This is a genomic window from Pseudomonas sp. AIG (assembly GCF_977020205.1).
In genome coordinates, this window is record NZ_CDROCK010000017.1 from 48,503 (window position 1) to 71,926 (window position 23,424).

20 protein-coding genes are annotated in these 23,424 nt (G+C 60.6%); 6 read left to right on the top strand and 14 right to left on the bottom strand.

The window, feature by feature from the left end:
• Positions 1-172: 172 nt before the first annotated feature.
• The 6 genes from ACWR1S_RS12490 to ACWR1S_RS12515 all read left to right on the top strand — a co-directional run bounded on the left by ACWR1S_RS12490 (position 173) and on the right by ACWR1S_RS12515 (position 7,164).
• Positions 173-1,189, top strand: coding sequence for an AraC family transcriptional regulator (locus tag ACWR1S_RS12490; protein WP_454563693.1), 1,017 nt, complete (start codon positions 173-175; stop codon positions 1,187-1,189).
• Positions 1,190-1,455: 266 nt separating this feature from the next.
• Positions 1,456-3,120, top strand: coding sequence for an AMP-binding protein (locus ACWR1S_RS12495; protein ID WP_454563694.1), 1,665 nt, complete (start codon positions 1,456-1,458; stop codon positions 3,118-3,120).
• Between the two features lie 16 nt (positions 3,121-3,136).
• Positions 3,137-3,898, top strand: a complete 762-nt coding sequence (locus tag ACWR1S_RS12500) for an SDR family NAD(P)-dependent oxidoreductase (RefSeq protein WP_454563695.1) — start codon at positions 3,137-3,139, stop codon at positions 3,896-3,898.
• A gap of 12 nt (positions 3,899-3,910) precedes the next feature.
• Entirely contained in the window at positions 3,911-5,104 is a 1,194-nt protein-coding gene (locus ACWR1S_RS12505) for an acetyl-CoA C-acyltransferase (protein ID WP_454563696.1), read from the top strand.
• Positions 5,105-5,246: 142 nt separating this feature from the next.
• Positions 5,247-6,374: an acyl-CoA dehydrogenase gene (locus ACWR1S_RS12510; protein ID WP_454563697.1), complete on the top strand. Its 1,128-nt coding sequence runs from the start codon at positions 5,247-5,249 to the stop codon at positions 6,372-6,374.
• A gap of 16 nt (positions 6,375-6,390) precedes the next feature.
• Positions 6,391-7,164, top strand: a complete 774-nt coding sequence (locus ACWR1S_RS12515) for an enoyl-CoA hydratase (protein ID WP_454563698.1) — start codon at positions 6,391-6,393, stop codon at positions 7,162-7,164.
• A 226-nt stretch (positions 7,165-7,390) separates the two neighbouring features.
• Here the strand turns inward: ACWR1S_RS12515 and ACWR1S_RS12520 are convergent, their stop codons facing one another.
• From ACWR1S_RS12520 to arnB, 14 genes are all read right to left on the bottom strand, one after another.
• Complete coding sequence (locus ACWR1S_RS12520; RefSeq protein ID WP_454563699.1) at positions 7,391-8,542, bottom strand: acyl-CoA dehydrogenase family protein; 1,152 nt, start codon at positions 8,540-8,542, stop codon at positions 7,391-7,393.
• A 3-nt stretch (positions 8,543-8,545) separates the two neighbouring features.
• Positions 8,546-9,652, bottom strand: a complete 1,107-nt coding sequence (locus ACWR1S_RS12525) for an enoyl-CoA hydratase/isomerase family protein (RefSeq protein WP_454563700.1) — start codon at positions 9,650-9,652, stop codon at positions 8,546-8,548.
• Positions 9,653-9,882: 230 nt separating this feature from the next.
• On the bottom strand, positions 9,883-10,569 hold the full coding sequence (locus ACWR1S_RS12530) for an HPP family protein (protein WP_454563701.1): 687 nt from the start codon (positions 10,567-10,569) through the stop codon (positions 9,883-9,885).
• Between the two features lie 157 nt (positions 10,570-10,726).
• The gene (locus ACWR1S_RS12535; RefSeq protein WP_454563702.1) at positions 10,727-11,905 is read right to left on the bottom strand and encodes an MFS transporter; all 1,179 of its coding nucleotides are present in this window, start codon (positions 11,903-11,905) and stop codon (positions 10,727-10,729) included.
• Between the two features lie 199 nt (positions 11,906-12,104).
• On the bottom strand, positions 12,105-12,623 hold the full coding sequence (locus ACWR1S_RS12540) for a GNAT family N-acetyltransferase (protein WP_454563703.1): 519 nt from the start codon (positions 12,621-12,623) through the stop codon (positions 12,105-12,107).
• A gap of 36 nt (positions 12,624-12,659) precedes the next feature.
• A complete protein-coding gene (locus tag ACWR1S_RS12545) occupies positions 12,660-14,255 on the bottom strand; it encodes an ArnT family glycosyltransferase (RefSeq protein WP_454563704.1) in 1,596 nt (531 codons plus the stop codon).
• Positions 14,252-15,631: a UDP-glucose dehydrogenase family protein gene (locus ACWR1S_RS12550; RefSeq protein WP_454563705.1), complete on the bottom strand. Its 1,380-nt coding sequence runs from the start codon at positions 15,629-15,631 to the stop codon at positions 14,252-14,254. The genes ACWR1S_RS12545 and ACWR1S_RS12550 overlap by 4 nt, the downstream gene beginning before the upstream one ends.
• Positions 15,628-16,032 carry a 4-amino-4-deoxy-L-arabinose-phosphoundecaprenol flippase subunit ArnF gene (arnF, locus tag ACWR1S_RS12555; RefSeq protein ID WP_454563706.1) on the bottom strand — a complete coding sequence of 135 codons (405 nt, stop codon included), beginning with the start codon at positions 16,030-16,032 and terminating at the stop codon, positions 15,628-15,630. Before arnF ends, ACWR1S_RS12550 begins: the two co-directional genes overlap by 4 nt.
• Complete coding sequence (gene arnE / locus ACWR1S_RS12560; protein ID WP_454563707.1) at positions 16,029-16,373, bottom strand: 4-amino-4-deoxy-L-arabinose-phosphoundecaprenol flippase subunit ArnE; 345 nt, start codon at positions 16,371-16,373, stop codon at positions 16,029-16,031. The genes arnF and arnE overlap by 4 nt, the downstream gene beginning before the upstream one ends.
• Positions 16,370-18,022, bottom strand: coding sequence for a lipid IV(A) 4-amino-4-deoxy-L-arabinosyltransferase (arnT, locus tag ACWR1S_RS12565; protein ID WP_454563708.1), 1,653 nt, complete (start codon positions 18,020-18,022; stop codon positions 16,370-16,372). Before arnT ends, arnE begins: the two co-directional genes overlap by 4 nt.
• On the bottom strand, positions 18,019-18,903 hold the full coding sequence (arnD, locus tag ACWR1S_RS12570; protein ID WP_454563709.1) for a 4-deoxy-4-formamido-L-arabinose-phosphoundecaprenol deformylase: 885 nt from the start codon (positions 18,901-18,903) through the stop codon (positions 18,019-18,021). The genes arnT and arnD overlap by 4 nt, the downstream gene beginning before the upstream one ends.
• Entirely contained in the window at positions 18,903-20,894 is a 1,992-nt protein-coding gene (gene arnA / locus ACWR1S_RS12575) for a bifunctional UDP-4-amino-4-deoxy-L-arabinose formyltransferase/UDP-glucuronic acid oxidase ArnA (protein WP_454563710.1), read from the bottom strand. The genes arnD and arnA overlap by 1 nt, the downstream gene beginning before the upstream one ends.
• Positions 20,891-21,916, bottom strand: coding sequence for an undecaprenyl-phosphate 4-deoxy-4-formamido-L-arabinose transferase (gene arnC, locus ACWR1S_RS12580; protein WP_454563711.1), 1,026 nt, complete (start codon positions 21,914-21,916; stop codon positions 20,891-20,893). The genes arnA and arnC overlap by 4 nt, the downstream gene beginning before the upstream one ends.
• A complete protein-coding gene (gene arnB / locus ACWR1S_RS12585) occupies positions 21,913-23,061 on the bottom strand; it encodes a UDP-4-amino-4-deoxy-L-arabinose aminotransferase (RefSeq protein ID WP_454563712.1) in 1,149 nt (382 codons plus the stop codon). The genes arnC and arnB overlap by 4 nt, the downstream gene beginning before the upstream one ends.
• Positions 23,062-23,424: the final 363 nt, after the last annotated feature.

A 23,424-nucleotide genomic window follows, 5' to 3' on the forward strand; every position in this document is an offset into this window, starting at 1 on the left:
ATCAACGCCGACGTTCATACGCTTACCGCTCCCTTTCAATTGCGCAATTCAACACGACAGCCTATCGGCCAGCGAGGCCGGTAGTTGAGCCGACTTTTGCACAACGCTGGCTTTTTACTGAGTGCTGCCTAAGATGGCCGACAGATCAATCCGTACACCCGAGTGACGTTCAATGTCGGAAAAGGACACCATTGCCATTCAACTGGTGCGTGAAGCGCTGCTGCAAAGTTGTGCCCCGGGCGCAGCCATCGAAGAGGTCTTGAACAAGGTCGGAATTGATCCAGCGTTGCTGCAAACCGAGTACGGCCGGGTACCGGCCTCGCAGTACGCCAAACTCTGGCGGTTATTGGCCCGCCGTGGCGATGACGAGTTTTTCGGCATGGACCCGCGCAAACTCAAGTCCGGCAGTCTTGAGTTCCTCTGTCGCAGCGCGATGGCGCAACCCACATTGGCGGCGGGTTTGAGTACGGGCCTGAGCTTTTTGTCATTGATGCTTGAACGCATGCCCGCGCAACTGGTGCACCAGCAAAGTCTGGCGGAAATCGTCCTGCTGGAAGAGGACCCCGAACCGCGCCGCGCCTTCGCTTATTTCACTTACTGGATGATCGTCCACGGCGTGGCCTGCTGGCTGGCGGGGCGGCGGATTCCGATTCTGGCGATTGAACTGCGCTGTGCAGCGCCGGATTTCACCGATGACTACCGGGTGATGTTTTCGGAAAACCTACGTTTTGATCGGCCGCGAACCCGGATGATTTTCTCTGCCGATTGCCTCGATTTGCCGATCAAGCGTTCTACCGAAGAGTTGAAACGCTTTCTCGCCCACGCCCCGGCCAATATTCTGGTGAAGTACCGTGATCCGGAAAGCCTCGCCAGCCGGATCAAGCAAGATCTACGGCAGCTGCCCGCTGAACAATGGCCGGAAACCGAGGCACTGGCGCAACAGTTGTGCATGTCAGCCTCGACGTTGCGCCGACGACTGGCGGAAGAAGGGCAGACCTATCAGGGGCTCAAGGACAGCGTGCGCAAGGAACTGGCGATTACTTGGCTGGCGGAGCCTTCGATCAGTTTTGTCGAGATTGCCGCGCGGTTGGGGTTTGCTGATGCGAGTTCGTTCTACAAGGCGTTTCGCAAGTGGTCGGGGTCGAATCCGGGCCATTACCGCACGCTGATCCTCAATGAGGTTGTCTGATCCAACACATTCCGCCGCTTGATCGTTCCCACGCTCCGCGTGGGAATGCCTCAAGGGACGCTCCGCGTTCCAGCTCTGGAGCGGACGCAGAGCGTCCGAGGCTGCATTCCCACGCAGAGCGTGGGAACGATCAGTGTGGTAGCGGTCTTGGCCAAACCAGTCAGCCACATTGATGGCTTTGACCATTGCCGCCACCGCCCCACAGCGCGACTATCCCCCTGTTGTTTACGCTTCCCAGCCTAATAAAAAACAGAGGGATTCTGGCAATGCGCGATTACTTGTCTGCCACTGAACAGTTCAACTATCAGCACACTGTGGATGCCGCGCTCAGCGGTACGCTTGCGGCGCTCAACGCCTGCGTCGAATGTTGCGACCGCCATGCCTTGCCGGGTCGCATCGCGCTGTTCTGGGAAGGCCGCGACGGCGCCAGTGCGACGTACACCTTCAGCGACCTGCAGGACAACGCCGCGCGTTTCGCCAATTTCCTCCTCGCCCAAGGCGTGCAGAAGGGCGACAAAGTCGCCGGCCTGCTGCCGCGCAACATCGAATTGCTCATCACCGTGTTGGCCACCTGGCGCATCGGCGCGGTGTATCAACCACTGTTCACTGCATTCGGCCCCAAAGCCCTCGAACATCGCCTGAACAGCTCCGGCGCCAAAGTCGTGGTCACCGACGCGGTTAACCGGGCGAAACTCACCGAAGTTGCCGATTGTCCGACGCTCGTTACCGTCGGCGGCGCCAAAGGTCAGGGCATCGTCCGTGGTGATTTCAGTTTCTGGGCCGAACTGGCCAACTATTCCAACGTTTGCGAACCGGTGCTGCTGACCGGCGAAGACCCGTTTCTGTTGATGTTCACCTCGGGCACTACCGGCCCGTCGAAAGCGCTGTCGGTGCCGCTCAAAGCCATCGTCGCGTTCCAGAGTTACACCCGCGATGCCGTCGATCTGCGCCCGGAAGATGCATTCTGGAACGTTGCCGATCCGGGCTGGGCCTACGGCATCTATTTCGGCGTCACCGGCCCGTTGTCGATGGGCCATCCGATTACCTTTTACGATGGCCCGTTTACCCTCGAAAGCACCTGCCGGGTGATCAACAAGTACGGCATCACCAACCTCACCGGTTCGCCAACGGCTTATCGTTTGCTGATTGCTGGCGGTGACGAGTTCGCCAAGTCGATCAAAGGCAAATTGCGCATCGTCAGCAGCGCCGGCGAGCCGCTCAACCCGGAAGTGATCCGCTGGTTTGCCGACAACCTCGACGTGGTCATTCACGACCATTACGGCCAGACCGAACTGGGCATGGTCCTGTGCAACCACCACGGCCTCGACCACGCCGTGCACGTCGGCGCCGCCGGTTTCGCCTCGCCGGGCCATCGCATCGTCGTGCTCGATGATCAGTACACAGAACTCGGCGTCGGTCAGCCGGGCATTCTCGCCATCGACCGTCCGCAATCGCCAATGTGCTGGTTCGGCGGCTATGAAGGCGCGCCAACCAAAGCCTTCGTTGGCGATTACTACTTGAGCGGCGACACCGTCGAATGGAACCCGGACGGCAGCATCAGCTTCGTCGGCCGCAGTGACGACGTGATCACCACCTCCGGCTACCGCGTCGGCCCGTTCGATGTGGAAAGCGCGTTGATCGAACACCCGGCGGTGGTCGAAGCAGCGGTCGTCGGCAAACCGGACCCGGAGCGCACCGAGCTGGTCAAAGCCTTTGTCGTGCTGAGTGCGCAATACCGCGCCGCGCCGGAGCTGGCCGAAGAACTGCGCCAGCACGTGCGCAAACGTCTGGCGGCGCATTCGTACCCGCGTGAAATCGAATTTGTCAGCGAATTGCCCAAGACCCCGAGTGGCAAATTGCAGCGCTTTATCTTGCGCAACCAGGAAATCGCCAAGGCTCAAGAGGCCGCAGCGCTTAACGTTTCAGCTTGAATCAGGAACTACAGTCATGCAGATCGAGAACAAGGTTTTTATCGTCACCGGCGGCGCGTCCGGCCTCGGTGCGGCGACCGCTGAATTGCTGGTCAGTGCCGGCGCCAAAGTGATGCTGGTGGACATGAATGCCGAAGCGGTGGCCGCGCAGGCTCAGCGTCTGGGTGCGCAAAGCGTGGTTGCCGACATCAGCAACGAAGCCGCCGCCGAAGCCGCCGTACAGGCGACCGTCGCCGCGTTTGGTAGCCTTAACGGTCTGGTCAACTGCGCCGGTATCGTGCGGGGCGAGAAGATCCTTGGCAAGAATGGCCCGCACGCGCTGGCCAGTTTTGCTCAGGTGATCAACGTCAACCTGATCGGCAGCTTCAACATGCTGCGTCTGGCCGCTGCGGCAATTGCCGAGTCCGAGGCAAACGCTGACGGCGAGCGCGGCGTGATCATCAACACCGCTTCGGTCGCAGCGTTCGACGGCCAGATCGGCCAAGCGGCGTACTCGGCTTCCAAGGGTGCGATCGCCAGCCTGACACTGCCAGCTGCCCGCGAACTGGCGCGCTTCGGCATCCGCGTGATGACCATCGCCCCAGGTATTTTCGAAACGCCGATGATGGCCGGCATGACCCCGGAAGTCCGCGAATCGCTGGCCGCCGGCGTACCGTTCCCGCCGCGCCTGGGCAAGCCTGCCGAGTACGCCGCGCTGGTTCGGCATATCATCGAAAACAGCATGCTCAACGGTGAGGTGATCCGTCTCGACGGCGCCTTGCGCATGGCCGCCAAGTAAGGAGGATTTGTCATGACTATTTCCAACGATCCGATTGTTATCGTCAGCGCCGTGCGCACGCCAATGGGCGGCTTTCAGGGCGAACTGAAAAGCCTCACCGCGCCACAACTCGGCGCTGCGGCAATCAAGGCTGCGGTTGAACGCGCCGGTGTCGCCAGCGACGCGGTTGATGAAGTGCTGTTCGGTTGCGTGCTGCCGGCCGGCCTCGGTCAGGCACCGGCGCGTCAAGCGGCATTGGGCGCCGGGCTGGATAAATCGACCCGTTGCACCACGGTCAACAAGATGTGCGGTTCGGGCATGGAAACCACCATTCTCGCTCACGACATGCTGATCGCTGGCAGCGCCGATGTGGTGATCGCCGGGGGTATGGAAAGCATGTCCAACTCGCCGTATCTGCTCGATCGTGCCCGCGCCGGTTACCGCATGGGCCATGGCCGCGTGCTCGACTCGATGTTCCTCGACGGCCTCGAAGACGCTTACGACAAGGGCCGCCTGATGGGCACCTTCGCCGAAGACTGCGCCGAAACCAACGCCTTCAGCCGTGAAGCGCAGGATGCGTTTGCCATCGCTTCGACCACCCGTGCGCAGCAGGCGATCAAGGACGGCAGCTTCAAGGACGAGATCGTCCCGCTGACCGTGACCGTCGGCAAAGAACAGGTGCTGATCAGCCATGACGAGCAGCCACCGAAAGCCAAACTCGACAAGGTCGCCTCGCTGAAACCGGCGTTCCGCGAAGGCGGCACGGTGACGGCGGCGAACTCCAGTTCGATCTCTGACGGCGCGGCGGCACTGGTGTTGATGCGTCAGTCGCAGGCGCAGAAACTGGGGCTGAAACCGCTGGCGGTGATTCATGGTCATGCCGCATTCGCTGACACCCCGGGCCTGTTCCCGGTGGCGCCGATTGGGGCGATCAAGAAGTTGATCAAGAAAACCGGTTGGTCGCTGGGTGATGTCGATCTATTTGAGGTGAACGAAGCGTTTGCCGTGGTTGGCATGGCGGCGATGACCCATCTGGAAATCCCCCATGACAAGCTCAACGTGCATGGCGGTGCCTGTGCGCTGGGCCATCCGATCGGCGCGTCGGGTGCGCGGATTCTGGTTACGTTGTTGTCGGCCTTGCGCCAGCGGAAGCAGAAACGCGGGATCGCGGCGATCTGCATCGGCGGCGGCGAAGCCACGGCCATGGCTGTGGAATGCCTCTACTGAGCCCAACACCAATCTCCCTGTAGGAGTGAGCCTGCTCGCGATGACGTCGTGTCAGTCACCACTGATTTATATGACCCACCGCTATCGCGAGCAGGCTCACTCCTACAAGGTTAGCGGTGCGACTGACATTTAAGGATTCACCATGATTCCCAACGAAGACCAAACCCAGATCCGCGACATGGCCCGGCAATTCGCCGAGGAACGCCTGAAGCCGTTCGCCGCCGAGTGGGATCGCGAACACCGTTTTCCCAAGGAAGCCATCGGCCAGATGGCCGAGCTGGGCTTCTTCGGCATGCTTGTGCCGGAACAGTGGGGCGGCTGCGACACCGGTTATCTGGCTTACGCCATGGCCCTGGAAGAAATCGCCGCCGGCGACGGCGCCTGTTCGACGATCATGAGCGTGCACAACTCGGTCGGCTGCGTGCCGATCCTCAAGTTCGGCAATGACGATCAGCGCGAGCGCTTTCTCAAACCGTTGGCCAGCGGTGCCATGCTCGGCGCCTTTGCGCTGACCGAACCGCAGGCCGGTTCCGACGCCAGCAGCCTGAAAACCCGTGCACGCCTGGAAGGCGATCACTACGTGCTGAACGGCTGCAAACAGTTCATCACCTCCGGGCAGAACGCCGGGATCGTGATTGTGTTTGCGGTGACCGAACCGAGTGCCGGCAAGCGCGGCATCAGCGCATTTATCGTGCCGACCGATTCACCGGGCTATAAAGTCGCCCGCGTCGAAGACAAGCTCGGTCAGCACGCCTCCGACACCTGTCAGATTCTTTTCGACGATGTGAAGGTGCCGGTGGCCAACCGCTTGGGCGAAGAGGGCGAGGGCTACAAGATCGCCTTGGCCAACCTTGAAGGCGGCCGCGTCGGCATTGCTTCGCAATCGGTGGGCATGGCCCGCGCGGCGTTCGAAGCGGCGCGTGATTACGCCCGTGAGCGCGACACCTTCGGCAAGCCGATCATCGAGCATCAGGCCGTGGCATTCCGCTTGGCCGACATGGCCACGCAGATCGCCGTCGCCCGGCAGATGGTGCATTACGCGGCGGCCCTGCGTGACAGCGGCCAACCGGCCCTGGTCGAGGCGTCGATGGCCAAACTGTTCGCCTCGGAAATGGCCGAGAAGGTCTGCTCGATGGCGTTGCAAACCCTCGGCGGTTACGGTTACCTCAACGACTTCCCGCTGGAACGGATCTACCGCGACGTGCGTGTCTGCCAGATCTACGAAGGCACCAGCGACATTCAGCGCATGGTCATTTCGCGCAACCTTTGACAAGGAATTTTTCTCCATGACTTACGAAACCATTCTGCTGGAAACCCACGGCCGCGTTGGCTTGATCACCCTGAACCGCCCGCAGGCGCTGAACGCCCTGAATGCGCAACTGGTCGGCGAAGTGAATCAGGCCCTCGATGCGCTGGAGGCCGATGCGAACATCGGTTGTATCGTCATCACTGGCTCGAAAAAAGCCTTCGCCGCCGGCGCCGACATCAAGGAAATGGCCGAGCTGACCTACCCGCAGATCTACATGGATGACCTGTTCAGCGACAGTGATCGCGTGGCTAACCGCCGTAAACCGATCATCGCCGCCGTTAACGGTTTCGCGTTGGGCGGCGGCTGTGAACTGGCGTTGATGTGCGACTTCATTCTGGCCGGCGACAACGCAAAATTCGGCCAACCGGAAATCAACCTCGGCGTGCTGCCGGGCATGGGCGGCACCCAGCGCCTGACTCGCGCAGTCGGTAAAGCCAAGGCCATGGAAATGTGCCTGAGCGGGCGTTTGATTGACGCGGTGGAGGCTGAGCGTTGCGGGATTGTCGCGCGGATTGTGCCGAGTGATGAACTGCTCGACGAAGCGCTGAAAGTGGCGGCGGTGATTGCCAGCAAGTCACTGCCGATTGCGATGATGGTCAAGGAAAGCGTGAACCGTGCTTTTGAAGTCAACCTGGCGGAAGGCGTACGTTTTGAGCGCCGGGTATTCCATGCGGCGTTTGCCACGCAGGATCAGAAGGAAGGGATGGCGGCGTTTATTGCCAAGCGTGAGGCTGCGTTCAAGGGCAAGTAACGGGTCTAGAGCGAAAAGCCCCTCACCCTAACCCTCTCCCGGAGGGAGAGGGGACTGATTGGGGGATGCTTGGGAGGTACGCCGACCTGAAGGTGCTTTATTGAATCCATAATCGACCCGGTCTTTCAGGTCGATGCATAACGCCAGACACCTCGGTCGGCTCCCTCTCCCTCTGGGCGGTCCGACGTTTCGGGAGGGCTGGGGTGAGGGGAAGGGGCCAACACCATTACATCTGGTAGTTCTTCAGCTCCCGCGCAATCACCATCCGCTGAATCTCGCTCGAGCCTTCATAGATCTGGGTAATCCGCGCATCGCGGTAGTACTTCTCGACCGGATAATCTTCCAGATAGCCGTACCCGCCATGAATCTGAATCGCTGAAGAGCACACCTTCTCGGCCATTTCCGACGCAAACAGCTTGGCCTGCGACGCTTCAGACAAGCACGGCTTGCCCGCCGTACGCAGTCGCGCCGCATGCAGGATCATCAAACGCGCCGCGTTGATTTGCATGTGCATGTCGGCCAGCAGGTTGGCGATGCTCTGGTGCTCATTGATCGGTTTGCCGAACTGAATACGGTCGCGTGAATACACCAACGCCGCTTCAAACGCCGCGCGGGCAATGCCCAGTGCCTGAGCGGCGATGCCGATGCGTCCGCCTTCAAGGTTGGACAGCGCAATCGCCAGACCTTTGCCACGCTCACCGAGCAGATTGGCCTCAGGGATGCTGCAGTTATTCAGCGTCACCGCGCAGGTGTCGGAAGCGCGGATGCCCATTTTGTGTTCGGTGCGATCAACGATGAACCCCGACGTATCCGTCGGCACCAGAAACGCCGATATACCTTTCTTGCCCAGGTCCGGATCCGTCACGGCAAACACGATCGCCAGCTTCGCCCGTTTGCCGTTGCTGACAAATTGTTTGGCGCCGTTGATCACCCACTGGCCGTCACGCAGTTCGGCACGGGTGCGCAGGTTGTGCGCTTCGGAACCGGCCTGTGGTTCGGTCAGGCAGAAGCAGCCGATGGTTTGCCCACTGGCCAGATCCGCCAGCCAGGTCTGTTTCTGTGCTTCGCTGCCGTAATTGAGCACCGGGCCGCAGCCGACCGAGTTGTGGATGCTCATGAATGCGCCGGTCGCGCCGTCACCCGCGGAAATCTCTTCCACGGCCAAGGCGTAGGCGACGTAATCGACGTAAGTGCCACCCCATTCCTCGGGCACCACCATGCCGAGCAAACCGAGTTCGCCCATCTTCGCGACGAGCGCGTCATCGATCCAGCCAGCCTTTTCCCAGGCCTGCGCGTGGGGTGCGATTTCACCACGGGCAAAGTCCCGGGCCATGTCGCGGATCATTACTTGTTCTTCAGTCAGTTCGAGATCGTGCATGGCTCAGCTCCCGCTCTCATCAAAGCCTTGGAAGAAACTCGCGACATGCTCTGCGTCCAGCGCAGCGAGGGTCGGCGGGTTCCAGCGCGGTGTCTTGTCTTTATCGATCAGCAGGGCGCGTACGCCTTCGATCAGGTCGCCGCGTACAAACCACTGGCGATCCAGATGCAGCTCCAGCGCGAAGCAATGTTCCAGGCTCAAGTGGCGGCCACGACGCAGCATCTCCAGCGTCACGGCCATGGCCAGCGGCGAGCGGGTTTCCAGCAAGTCGGCCGTGGTGGTCGCCCACTCATGGCTGTCAGCGACGGTCACTGCGCGCAACTGCTCAACCATACTCGGCACATCCGGCAGGGCGAAAAAGTGATCGATGGCCGGGCGCAAGGCTTCGAGCGGCGCATCGGGCAGGGTTTGCACGGCGTGTTTGGCCAGCAGGTTTTGCAGCGCTTTCAGCGGCGTATCCTGCCACTCCATCACATCGAGTTTTTCATCGAGCAGCGCCAGTTTGCTGCTGTCCAGATACCAGTCAGCGAGGCCGCAATACAGCGCATCGGCCGCACGGATCTGCACGCCGCTGACGCCCAGATAAATCCCCAGCTCACCGGGAATACGCGGCAGGAAATAGCTGCCGCCGACATCCGGGAAATAACCGATGGCCACTTCCGGCATCGCCAGGCGGCTCCTCTCGGTGACCACGCGCAGATCGGCGCCTTGCACCAGGCCCATGCCGCCGCCGAGGACGAAACCGTCCATCAGCGCCAATACAGGTTTGCGGTAGTGATGAATCGTCAGGTCGAGGGCGTATTCCTCGACGAAGAAATCTTCGTGCAGCGTGTCGCCGCTTTTGAAACTGTCGTACAGCGAACGAATGTCGCCCCCGGCGCAGAAGGCTTTTTCACCGGCACCGCGCAGCACAACGGCGTGAACATTGGCGTCGGTCGCCCAAGCGTCGAGTTGCTGTTGCAGCAAACGCACCATGTCGAGGGTAATGGCGTTGAGGCCGGCGGGGCGATTGAGGGTCAGGTGACCGATGTGGTTGCGAACCTCGGCCAGCACTTCGCATTGCGTGGCATCCATGGACGGTGTCCGCTGGGATGAAGCCTGAGCTGTCATCAGTAACTCCCTGCTTTTATTGTCTTTATTCGAGAAGCTCGCGCGCGAGCGTTACCGGATCGTAACAGTGCAAATTTGCCGTGTACAACCGGGATATTCGCAGGGGGAGTTTGCGTTTTTGCCTTGGTCGAAAATGTGCGCGCTCATGTAGGCGCTGCCGCAGGCTGCGATCTTTTGACTTTGATTTTAAAGATCAAAAGATCGCAGCCTGCGGCAGCTCCTACACGGAGTCAGCGGAAGGTTTGGGTGATGCTGCGACGCTTGGCGTGCAGTTCACTGGCGTGGATCAACTGTTCCAGATCCTCGGGGGTGATGTCGATGAACGCCTCCATATCCGCCAGCGCCAGTTTGAGGTCTTCGGCGGTGATCGCGTGACTGTCGACGGGCGCAACGATCGGCGCCGGTTCAGCCGGGCGTTTCGGGTAACGAATCCGCGTCAGGTTGTTGTAGGCGAGCGCACTGAGCAGCATGCACGCCGCGCCGAGCATCACCGGTTCCATGGCTTTCCAGTCCAGGGCGATGGTCGCGGGATCCGCCAGCACCAGCGTCAGGGCCAACGCGCCAGCGGGCGGATGCAAGCAACGCAGCCAGCACATCAGAATCAGCGCCATGCCCGCCGCCAGACACGCGCTGCCGAGCGTTCGCCCGAGCACATGGGCCACCAGCAGCGCGACAACGCCGGCACATAAATAGCCGCCGAGAATCGACCACGGCTGAGCGAGTGCACCGGAGGACACGGCAAACAGCAGCACGGCCGAGGCGCCCAGCGGACCGATCAGGTGATAGGCGACTTCATGGCCGAATACTTGCGCACACAACCACACACTGAACAACGTGCCCAAGGCCATGCCGATGGCGGCACGGCTCCATTCGGTCGGGCGGGTGTTGATGGCGGCGGGCAACCAGCGAGCGAGCATGTGAATCCGATCCTTGCAGCAAATCCGAGGCAAAAAAAAGGACTTGTCCGGCATATCCGGAAAGCCCTCGAAGTGTTCCAACATTGGGGGAGGAACGTGCACAGTGTGCCGGGCAAACTCGATGCTGACAAATTCATATTAATGAAGATTTAGTGCATTAATTTTGAATTGAAGCGGCGCGGCGTCCGCTGATGAAACACAAATAGCCGCCGACAGCCGCCAGTGCGCTCAAGGCATAGAACATGCTCGGCGCCGGTGTGTGCATCAGCAAGAATCCGCACATGACTGGACTGGCCGCACCGCCCAGGGCCGCCAGATTCTGCGCGCCGTAGTAGCTGCCGCGCAGGTCTTCCGGGGCCAATGTGTCGACGAACAGAAAGTCGGCCGGGTAAATGATCATTTCGCCCAAGGTGAAGATGAACATCGCCACGCACCAGCCGACCAGACTGTCAGCCAGACTGAAGCCGATCAGCCCGATGATGAACAACGCGGTGCCGCCGGCGATCCAGTGGCGCAGGTGCTCACGGGTGAGCAATCGGCCGACTTGGTATTGCAGGAGAATCACTGTGATTGCGTTGCAGGCGAGCAGGGCGGCCATGGTGTCCAGCGTCTGTTGCTGGGTGTGGGTGACCAGCAGGTATTGCGACAGGTACAGGGTGAAACGTCCGTGAACCAATGTGCTGAGCAGACAGCCAAGGGTGAACAGGATCATCGTGCGGTCGTTTTTCAGGATGATCAGGGTTTTCAGAAAACTCGGCGGCGCAGTGACAGCAGTGATCGGGCTCACCTCCCGAGCCGCGCCGAGCAGTAAAAAAATGCTGCCGATGGCAATCGCACCGGCGACGATGAAGGGCGCCGAGGGCTGCACCCCGGCAATCACTACGCCGATCATCGGGCCGACGGCGTAACCGATGTTGGTCAGCGTGTAGTTGAGGGAAAACGCCTTGACCCGCTGGCCCACCGGCAGGTTTTCACTGAGGATGGCTTTGGAGCAGATGAGGAACAGCGCCGACGCCGTTTCGCTGATGATCAGCACCAGCGTAACCAGATACAGATTCTGCGCGAAGGTCAGCAGGATCAGGCCGATGCCGCTGGAGAGCATGGTCAGGATCAGCAACTGGCGTTTGTCGAGCCGATCGATGATGTAGCCGCCGTACAGCGACAACAATGTGGCGCTGAACACCGCAATGCCCAGCAGCAGACCGACGTCCTGCGGGTTGAGGCCGAGCTTGTTGCTGAGGAACAGCGTCAGCAGTGGGCTGATCAGGGCACGACTGATGACGACGCTCAGCGAACTGATCATCAACCGGCGGATGAGGCGGGAGTAGGTGGCCACGAAGGGTCAATGTCCTTATTTCAAATACTTGGCAGGCGTGCGTCATCCTCACCGGGCGGCCATCACCGGTCAAGCCGCCACAACACCATTCCCTGTAGGAGTGAGCCTGCTCGCGATAGCGTCTGCACATTCAACACTTCATTGGCAGATCTACCGCTATCGCGAGCAGGCTCACTCCTACAGGGGATTTGTGTTGTCTTCAGGAAAGGCGCAGGCGCATGGCGCAGCGCCGCTCTGGGGGAAATCCGCAGGCGATTTCGGCTTGCAGCGCATCGCGCAAATGGCGATCAGCTTGCGCAAGCGCCAACTCGACAAACCCCAACCGCTGATAAAACGGCGCATTCCATGGCAGATCGCGAAAGGTGGTCAGCGTCACTGAGTTCAACTGCATCGCGCGCGCTTGTTCGATGACTGCCGCAACCAGTGCGCGACCCATACCTTGTCCTTGAAAAGCCTGACTGACGGAGAGCTCCTCAATGTGCAGGTGCTGATCGATGTCGACAGCACGAACAAATCCAGTCAGTTGCCCATCGCTATTTTCAGCAACCCAGACGTACGCCTGTTCGATGGCCTGCCGATGTCGGGCAGCATCGGGCACCTCGGCATCTGCCAGCCACGCCAGTGGCGGATCAAGACGAAACAATTGCGCAGCCGAGCGTTCGATCACAGGGAGGGCCGCCGCGTCAGCAAGGCTGGCGCGGCGTACGTCGAAAGTCATGTTGAGGTGCATCCTGCCGGTCAAGAGCCCGACAGGTTACGGTTTCAGCCACAGCAATACATAGTCGTTTTTGTCGAAACGCCCACTCAACACCGGTTGCGCGCTTTCCAGCGGCGTGCCCTTGAGGGAGGGCAGATCACTGCGATCCATCATCAGCCACGCCGGACCTTTGAGCACCTCCAGTTGCTGGATCGAGTCGCTGAACTGCGGCTGCAGGTCCTGCGAGAGATTGACCATGAACTTGATCGCCTTCGCGTCCTTGCCCATACCGTGCAGCACCAGCGGCGCCGGGTTTTGCTGAACCTGAGCGAACACCGCGCGACTGAACGTCTGGGTGTCGTACAAACGCCGTTCCACCGGTTCGAACACCGCCGCGTACACCGTCCACAGCGCCAACACGGCACACAGCGCCAACAGTTCAGCGCGCCAACGCGGGACCAATAATCGCGACAACGCCAACAGCTGCAGCACGCCCAACGCGATCAAAACAATGGAAACCTCCCCCAATTGCTCGGGAAAGCGCCGTCGGGCGATCAGCAAAACCACCAGCAGCAAGCCCGGTGTGACCAGCCACAAGCCCATGATCAAGCCGCGCAACCAGCGGAACACCCGCCCATGCGCCACCTGAAACGGATACGCCGCAATGATCGCCGCCATGGGCAGCATCGGCAGCAGATACCGGGCCTTCTTCGCCTGGGGAATCGACAGCCCGACCATCACAATCAACCCCGCCGCCGCGCAGTACTGCACCAGACGCAGCGCCGGGCCACGCTGTTGCGGTCTGCTCAGCCAGGCTGCCGCCAATACCAGCAATGCCAATGGATAGGCCAACGCATAGTTACCGAAGGAACTGGTGAAGTAATACAGCGAACCGCTGACGCCTTCGCTGCCGTCCATGCGTCCCATGAACTGCATGCGGATCACGTCCTGCAGGAACACCGGGCCACCGCTGACCTGCGCCAGCCATAACAACAACCCGACACACGCGGCCAGCAACAGCGAAGCCAACACACCGAACACCAGCAAGCGCGACCATTCACGGTTGAGCAGGTAATAACTGCAGAGCATGCCGGTCGGCACCACCAGACCAATCGGCCCGCGTATGCCGAAACCGAGCAGCAGCAATACGAAGATCAACGGCCAACGACGCCCGCCGCCAAAATGATCATGGGCATAGCCCAGATAAAACACTGCGAACGCCGCACCCGCGAGCATCAAGTCCTGCGACACCGCGCGCACTTCAGTGACAAAACCACTGGTGAGCATCAGCAAGGCAATACTGATCAACGCCCAGCGCCGTGAGTACGGTGCCAGCAGGCGATACATCAACGTCACGATCAACGCGCCCGCCATTGCGCTCGGCGCCCACGCGGTCAACGCATTCACCGCGCCAAACGGCAACGACAACAGCCAGATGAACAGCGTCGAAACCGCTGAGTAATCCGCGTAAGGCTGACCATAGGTGGTCGGAAACACCGTCGGCCCATGGCGCAGCATTTCCTGCGCGAACAACACAAACCGCGAATCGAAACCGATCGGGGCCTGCCCGTGGACCCCGGCCATGAACAATAAAAACGCCAGCAGCCCTGCGATCAGGGACTGCTGGCGGATTTCAGGCGATAACGTGATCAAGCGACGTCGGACGCGTGTGGCCACTGTTGCAGCGGGATCGGCAACTTGCGCGATTCGCCACGGCCCATCGGGAAGTAATGGAAACCGTTGCGCGCCAGACGCTCGGCGTCGTACAGGTTACGGCCATCGAAAATCACCGGGGTGTTGAGACGCTGTTTGATCAGGTCGAAATCCGGTGCCTTGAACTGCTGCCACTCGGTGCAGATGATCAGCGCATCGGCGCCGGGCAGTACCGATTCCGGGGTGCCCATCAGCATCAGTTTCGATTCGTCCGGGTAGAGGTTCTGGGTTTCCTGCATGGCTTCGGGGTCGAACGCGCGCACGCTGGCACCGGCCGCCCACAACTCCTCCAGCAACACCCGGCTCGGCGCATCGCGCATGTCATCGGTGTTGGGTTTGAACGCCAGGCCCCAGAGGGCGAAAGTCTTGCCGCGCAAATCACCTTTGTAGAAGGCGTTGATACGCTCGAACAACTTGTGTTTCTGCCGCTGGTTGATCGCCTCGACGGCTTGCAGCAAGTCGCTGGAGCAGTGCGCTTCTTCGGCACTGTGGATCAACGCGCGCATGTCTTTGGGGAAGCACGAACCGCCATAACCGCAGCCCGGGTAGATGAAGTGGTAGCCGATACGTGTGTCGGCACCGATGCCCTGGCGTACCGATTCGATGTCGGCGCCCAGGTGTTCGGCGAGTTCGGCGATCTGGTTGATGAAACTGATCTTGGTCGCCAGCATGCAGTTGGCGGCGTATTTGGTCAGCTCGGCGCTGCGCAGGTCCATGAACATGATGCGGTCGTGGTTGCGGTTGAACGGCGAGTACAGATCACGCATCACGTCGCGCACTTCATCGCCTTCGCAACCGATAACGATACGGTCCGGACGGCGGCAGTCGGCAACCGCCGAGCCTTCCTTGAGAAATTCCGGGTTGGAGACGATATCGAATTGCAGCAGGCGGCCGACCTTGATCAAGGCTTTTTCGATGTGCGTGCGCAGGGTATCGCCAGTGCCCACCGGCACCGTGGATTTCTCGACGATGATCAACGGCTGCTCACGATGGCGGGCAATGGCATCGCCGACCGAAAGCACATAGCGCAGATCTGCCGAACCGTCCTCACGCGACGGCGTACCCACGGCAATAAACGCAACCCGACCGTGCTGCACGGCGAGTTGTTCATCGGTGGTGAATTGCAGCCGTTTCGAATCCAGACCTTCACGAACGAGGCTGGCCAGCCCCGGTTCGAAGATGCTGACATGACCCTGGCGCAACAGGTCGACCTTCTTCTGGTCGACGTCCATGCACACGACATCGTGGCCGACTTCGGCCAACACAGCCGCCTGCACCAGACCGACGTAACCGCTGCCAAATACTGTGATTTTCATGGAGCACTCCTGAATTCGGGCGCACGAGCCGGACGAGTGTTGATGGTGATGACCCCGAGCATGACCAGCGCCACGCCGAGTGATTTAGTGAAACTGAAGGATTCGTTGAACAGCGGCAGACTCGCCGCCAACAGATAAACCAGCGCATAACTGATGCTCAGCAGCGAATAAGCCCGGCCCAGCGGCAGATCGCGCAGGGCGGCGAGCCAGCAGAGCATCGACAGCGCGTAGGCAAAAATCGCCGCGATGACCACGGCCAGCGCACGCCAATCGAGGCTGTCGATGTGCAGCCATTGTTCCGGTGCGGGCAGGCGAGTCATGCTCCAGCGCATGCCCAGTTGCGCAGCGCTGACGAGAAACACGCTGCCCAGTGCGAAGGTGATGCCACGACGTTGGTTCATGACTGTTGCCCCAGCAACACCACGCCGCCGATCACCAACGCCACGCCGAGCCAATGCTGGCGGTCGATGGGTTCACGAAAGACGAAGCGCGCGATCAGGGTGATTAGCACAAAATTGAGACTGAGCATCGGGTAGGCGACGCCGACTTCCAGACGCTGCAACACCAGCAGCCAGACCAACAGGCCTGAGCCGAGGGCGAGCAGGGCCAGCCACAACCACGGCGAGCGCAGTTTGTCGGCCCAAGTCGACTCGACGCCACGCCAGCTCTCCACGGCGTATTTCTGCGCCACTTGGCCCAGACAAGTCAGCAGGCACGCAGCCAACAGCAGCAACAGGCTCATGACGCCTCCTTGGGCAGAATCATGATCACCAGGTTGCCCTGTTCGTAACGGATGCCGTCCTTGGGCAACTTGTCGATTTCGTCCAGTTCGTCCTGCCCCTTGACGCGCATCACCACGCCGACCGAGCCGCTGCGGCGCGCCTCGCGCATCCACCGTTGCACGTCTTTGCTGTCGACCCGCTGTTGAATGCCGTCAGGATAGGCAAGGCCATATTTCAATTCGCCTATCGTGTTGTACAACGCCACTTGCGGACGTTTCAGGCGCCAGGCCAGTGCCGAAGCAGCACCCAGATCGTTGCTCAGCAGGTGTTCGGTCTGCGCCAGTTCGGTGACGTGATGCTTGATGAACTGATCCGGCGTCTTGTTGGCGATCACCGATTTCGGCAGCGCTGCCGGCAACACCGCGATCAGCAACAGGCTGCCGAGTGCCGGCGCCGCCCAGCATTGCAGCGGCAGGAAGGCTTGCAGCAGGTTGGCGATGATCCAGGCAATCAACGCGATGAACACCAGCACCATGCTGTGCAGTTCGTGGTCGTAGACCGGTTTGGTCAGTTGCAGGTACACCAGCGCGATCAGCGTGACGACGCCCAGCAACAGATTGAGCAGACCATTGATGCTCAGCGCGCGACCTTGCTCAAGACGCAAGCGGTCGGCCAGCGCATTGCCCAGCAGCAACGCCATCGGCAGCAGGCACGGCAGGATGTAGGTCGGCAGTTTGCCGTTGGCCAGGCTGAAAAAACCCAGCGGCATCAGCAGCCACAACAACACAAACACGACTTTTGGCTGAACGCGGGTTTGCCATGCCTGCTTGAATGCCGTCGGCAGCAACCCGACCCACGGCAGACTGAACGCCACCAGCAGCGGCAGATAGAACCACCACGGCGCATCGTGTTGCGCGTCATCACCGGCAAAGCGACGAATGTGCTCGTGCCAGAAGAAGAACCGCCAGTAGTCCGGTTCCTGTGCGTGCACCGACAGCACCCACGGCAGACTGACGATGATCGCCACGGCGATCGCCACCGGGCCAAACATCAGCAGTTCACGCCAGCGTTTTTGCCAGAGCATCCACGGCAAGGCGATCAACACCGGCAGCAGCCAGGCGAGAAAACCCTTGGTCATGAAACCCATGCCGCAGGCCAGACCCATTACCGCCCAGGCTGCCATGCGCTTGCCGCCGGTTTGACTGTCGAGGGCAAACCACAGCGCCACCAGACTGAGGTTGACCCAGAAAGTGAATTGCGGATCGAGGTTGGCGTAACCGGCCTGGCCGGCGACCACGGTAAAACTCATGTAGAGCAGGGCGCAGACGAAGCTTTTGCGCGGCTCGTTCCACAAGCGTCGCGCGACCAGATAGCACAGCAGCACGCTCAAGCCAGTGCTCAGCGCCGAAGCAAAGCGCACGCCGAACAGGTTCTGCCCAAACAACTCCTGACCCAGCGCGATCATCCAGTAACCGGCAATCGGCTTCTCGAAATAACGCAGGCTCATGAAGTGCGGCGATACCCAGTTGCCACTGAGCAGCATGTCCTGGCTGATCTGTGCGTAACGGGTTTCGTCGGGAATCCACAAGCCGTGCGTGCCCAGCGGCAGCAGATAGGCCAGCAGGCAAATACCCAGTAACAGCAGTGGCAGCGTCCAGCGTTTAGTCATGCGCCTTGCACTCCCAGCCAGCCTTCACGGCCGTCGAGGGCGCCGCGTTGCACGCGACCCACGGGCAAGGTATTGAAAAACTCGGGCAACAAATCGCCCAGCGGTTTGAAATCGATACCTCGCTGGCGTGCATCGGCCAGCAATTGACGAAAATCCTCAGCCATCAGAATCCCTTCTACTTCGGCGTGAATGGTGTAGACGTTGAGCTGTTGCGGGCGGAAGTGATCAAGGATGAAACCGTTGAAATCCCGCGCCGCGACGATGGGGCCAACGACTTCATCGAAGGTCGGCAGGTCCACCGGGATCTGCGGCGTCCCCGGGGTGCCATCGGCCAGCAGCGGACGAAACAGGCGGTTGCCTCGGCAATCGCTGTTGTAGCGAAAGCCGAAGGCTTGCTTGGCCTCGATCACACGCTCGTCGGCACGCCAACCGGCAGCGGCGGAACACTCGACTTTTTCGCCGAGAATGTCGCTCAAGGTGTCGACGCCCTGACGGATCTGCTCGATCAGTTGCGCGTTGCTCCAGCGCCCGGCGTTGGCCTGCCAGCCATGGTGATCCCAGGCATGCAAACCCACTTCATGACCGGCATCGCGGGCCTGACGCATCAGGTGCCCGAGATCACGGCCAATCGGCTTGCCCGGCCACGCCGTGCCGGCCAGCAGAATGTCCCAGCCATACAGGCCGACCGCGTTGGAGCGGAGCATTTTCCAGAGGAACTGCGGGCGGATCAGGCGCCACAGATGCCGGCCCATGTTGTCGGGGCCGACACTGAAGAAGAACGTTGCCTTGATCTGCGCCTCGTCGAGCATTTCGAGCAGCCGCGGCACCCCTTCACGGGTGCCGCGATAGGTATCGACGTCGATACGAAGGCCTGCCTGCATTAGCGCTTGTCCGCTTGTTCGAGCATGGCTTCACGCAAGAAGAAGTCGAGCGTGTTGCCAATGGTCTCGCGCATTTCCACGGTCGGCGTCCAATCGAGCAGACGCTTGGCGTTGGCAATGCTTGGTTTGCGGTGCTCGACGTCCTGGTAACCGGCGCCGTAGAACGCCTTGCTTTCCACGTCGCGGAAACCGGCGAACGGCGGGAAGTTGTCACGCAGCGGATGCGCTTCGAACTGACGCAGCAGCTCCTCACCCAACTGGCGAATGCTGGCTTCGTTGTCCGGGTTACCGATGTTGATGATCTGGCCGTTGCAGACGTCGTTGTCGTTATCGATGATCCGCGCCAGTGCCTCGACGCCGTCAGCGATGTCAGTGAAGCAGCGCTTCTGCTCGCCTCCGTCGAACAGGCGAATCGGCGTGCCTTCCACCAGATTGAGGATCAACTGCGTAATGGCGCGGGAGCTGCCGATACGGGCCGAGTCCAGACGATCAAGGCGCGGGCCCATCCAGTTGAACGGGCGGAACAGGGTGAAATTCAGCCCCTTGGCGCCGTAGGCCCAGATCACCCGGTCGAGCAGTTGTTTGGACACCGAGTAGATCCAGCGCTGCTTGTTGATCGGGCCGACCACCAGGTTGGAAGTGTCCTCATCGAAGTGTTTGTCCTGGCACATGCCATAGACTTCCGAGGTCGACGGGAAGATCACGCGCTTGTTGTACTTGACGCAGTAGCGCACCAGTTTCAGGTTTTCTTCGAAGTCGAGTTCGAACACACGCAGCGGGTTGCGGGTGTATTCGATCGGCGTGGCGATGGCCACCAGCGGCAGGACCACGTCGCACTTCTTGATGTGGTACTCGATCCACTCGGAGTGAATGCTGATGTCGCCTTCGACGTAGTGGAAGTGCGGATGGCTGCGCAGACGGTCGATGGCGTCGGAACCGATGTCCAGGCCATAGACTTCATAGCGATCATCACGCAGCAGGCGCTCGGACAAGTGATTGCCGATAAAGCCGTTAACGCCAAGGATCAGCACGCGGGTGCGACGTGGCGCACGACCGGATTCAGCGCCGCGCAGCAGCGAGCCGTCGACCAGGCCCAGTTCGTTGGCCAGTTGCGGGCCGCTGAGGAACAGGCCGTTGTCGTTGCGTTGGCCGGAGAGGATCACCAGCGAGTCTTCGCCGCAGGCAATGCGCAGCGGGTCGACGCTGATCACCCGGCCCGGTGCCTGGCCGTCATTGCCTTTGACGACTTCGGCGCTCCAGACGATGAGTTTGTGCTCGCCGACCGCGCAGAACGCGCCCGGATACGGTTGGGTCACCGCACGCACCAGGTTGAACAGTTGCTCGGCCGGTTGCGCCCAGACCAGTTTGCCGTCCGCGGCGGTGCGACGCCCGAATACGGTGGCTTTCGATTCGTCCTGCGGGGTTTCGGAAATCTTGCCTTGCAGCATGGCTGGCAAGGTATCGCGCAACAGATCAGCGGCGGCGGTGCGCAGCTTGCCGTGCAGGCTCAGCGCGGTGTCGCTGCGTTCGATGGCGACACGCTGCTGGGCAACGATGGCCCCGGCATCCGCACGCTTGACCATGCGGTGCAGGGTCACGCCGGTTTCGGTCTCGCCGTTGACCAGCACCCAGTTCGCCGGGGCACGACCGCGGTAGCTCGGCAACAGCGAGCCGTGCAGGTTGAACGCGCCTTTCTTGGCCACGGCCAGCAACGACTCGCTGAGCAGGTTGCGATAGTAGAAGGAGAAAATGTACTCAGGCGCGAGCTTGGCAATGCGCTCGATCCACAACGGATGGTTGACGTCTTCCGGCGCGTGTACCGGGATGCCTTTGCTAGCGCACAGTTGCGCGACCGATCCGTAAAACGCGTTTTCTTTCGGGTCATCGGCGTGAGTGAACACCGCCGCGATGTCATAGCCGCTGTCGAGCAGGGCTTGAATGCCGGCGCAGCCAATATCGTGGTAAGCGAAGACAACAGTTTTTGCACTCATGAGTGAACCTGACCGGTAGTAGAAGTAGTAGTGGAGAGACCATCAACGGTGACTGCAGGCGCCGGTTCGGCGGCGTGGCTGCGCAAGACTTTTTCAATGAAGAAACGCGGGCGGGCGCGCACGTCGCTGTACATGCGGCCCAGGTATTCGCCGAGCAGACCCATGCCGATGAACTGGCCGCCGGTGAACACAAAGAGCACGGCGAACAGCACGAACATGCCGTCACCGGCCCAGCCGGAACCGAACGCCAGGCGCATGACGATCAGCGCGAAAGCAAACAGCAGACCCAAACCGGCCATGGTGAAACCGACAATGCTCAGCAGGCGCAACGGCGTAGTGGTCATGCAGGTGATCAGGTCGAACATCAGGTTGATCAAACGCATCGGGCTGTACTTTGAATCGCCGTGTTCACGCTCGGCGTGGGCGACGACGATTTCCGTGGTGTGGCGGGCGAAGCTGTTGGCCAGAATCGGGATGAAGGTGCTGCGTTCCCGGCAGGCGAGCATCGCGTCGATGATCGTGCGGCGGTAAGCGCGGAGCATGCAGCCATAGTCGCTCATGGCGACGCCGGTAGAGCGCTGCACCGCAAGGTTGATCAGCTTCGACGGATAGCGGCGCAGGGCCGAATCCTGACGATTGCCGCGCACGGTGCCGACCACGTCGTAACCCTTTTCCGCTTCGGCAACCAGGCGCGGGATTTCTTCCGGCGGATTCTGCAGGTCAGCGTCGAGGGTGATGACGACATCGCCTTTGCACTGTTCGAAACCGGCCATGATTGCCGCGTGTTGGCCATAGTTACGGTTGAGGATGACCGCCACGAAAGGGCTGTCTTCACGGCTCGCCGCTTCTTCAAGCAAGTTGGCGGAGTCGTCGCGGCTGCCGTCGTCGACGAGGACGATTTCATAGTCGTGACGCAGCATGCGGCAGGCCGCTTCGGTACGGCGCAGCAGTTCCGGCAGGCTGTCCTGTTCGTTGTAGACCGGGATGACGATCGACACACAGCGGATCGGATAAGGTTTCACAGGCGTTTGTCCATAAGAGTGGCGATGGCGCCGACCACGCGATCAAGGTCTTGATCGCTCATGTCGGGGAACAACGGAATCGAGCACAGCCGCGCCGAGTTCCATTCGGTGTTGGGCAGGTACAGGTCGGGGTCACGCTGGCGATACCAGGTGTGCAGGTGGGTGGCGATGAAATGGATACCGGTACCGATGCCCTGGTCCTGCAAGCCTTTCATGAAGGCTTCGCGGTCCATGCCGCAGCGCTCGCTGTCGATGCGCAGGATGAACAGGTGCCAGGCGTGGGTCTGGGCGTAGGCCGGTACGGCCAGCGGCTGCACCGGCAGGCCTTCGAGTTTTTGCCGGTAGGCGGCGGCCAGTTCGGTGCGACGCGCATTGATTGCGTCCAGACGCTCCAGTTGCACCAGCGCGATTGCGGCGTTGATGTCGGCAAGGTTGTATTTGAACCCCGGCTCCATCACTTGCGCCTGCGGCTTGCGGCCACCGGTCAGGCGATCGTAGGCGTCAACGCCCAGACCGTGGAATTTGAGCATACGCACGCGGCTGGCGAGGGCTTCGTCGTCGGTGACGAACATCGCGCCTTCGGCACAGGTCATGTTCTTGATCGCGTGGAAGGAGAAAATTGCCGTGCCCTGCGAGCCGACGTGGCGCCCCTTGTAACGGGTGCCGGCAGCGTGGGCGGCGTCTTCGATGACGGCGATGCCGTGTTTGTCGGCCAGCGCGTACAGCGGATCAAGATCAAACGCGGCGCCGGCGTAATGCACCGGAATGATTGCTTTGGTGCGCGGGGTGATGGCGGCTTCGATGCGTGCGGCATCGGTCATCAAGGTGTCGCGATCGACATCGACGAACACCGGGGTAGCGCCGAGCAGCGAGATCATGTTGGCGGTCGACACCCAGGTCTGCGATGGGGTGATGACTTCGTCACCCGGGCCAATGCCCAAAGCCAACAAGGTGATGTGCATGCCGCCGGTGGCGGACGAAAGTGCCACCGCGTGACGGCAGCCAACGTACTGTGCGAATTGTTCTTCGAGTGCCTGATTTTTCGGTCCGGTGGTGATCCAGCCGGAACGCAAGACTTGTTCTACGGCTGCAATTTCTTCATCGCCGATACTCGGACGAGAAAAGGGGAGAAACGCCTGACTCATGAACACCTCATCACAAACAATCAGAAGAAAACCAACTCATCAAACAGGATCCAATCTCAGCGTAGACGCAAAAAACACCTTTGCATCAATAAGTTGCTGATACGACTTACCGTCGGGGTTCGGTTGACTTTTGTGGCTTCGCGCGGCAGTTTGGACGGCGCCGGCACGGGATCTGTTGGAATTAAGGTTATGCCCGTTTTTGTGAAAGGAACATGAAAAACCGGTCGGCGAATCGTTTATCTGAACCCCATACAGCCACTGTTCAGACTTCTACCGCTTATCGTCATTTTTAGTAGAAAAGTCCTACAGAAGTATTCCCCTTATACTGGGAATGTTGCAGTTATTAGTTGGTGTGTTGAATTG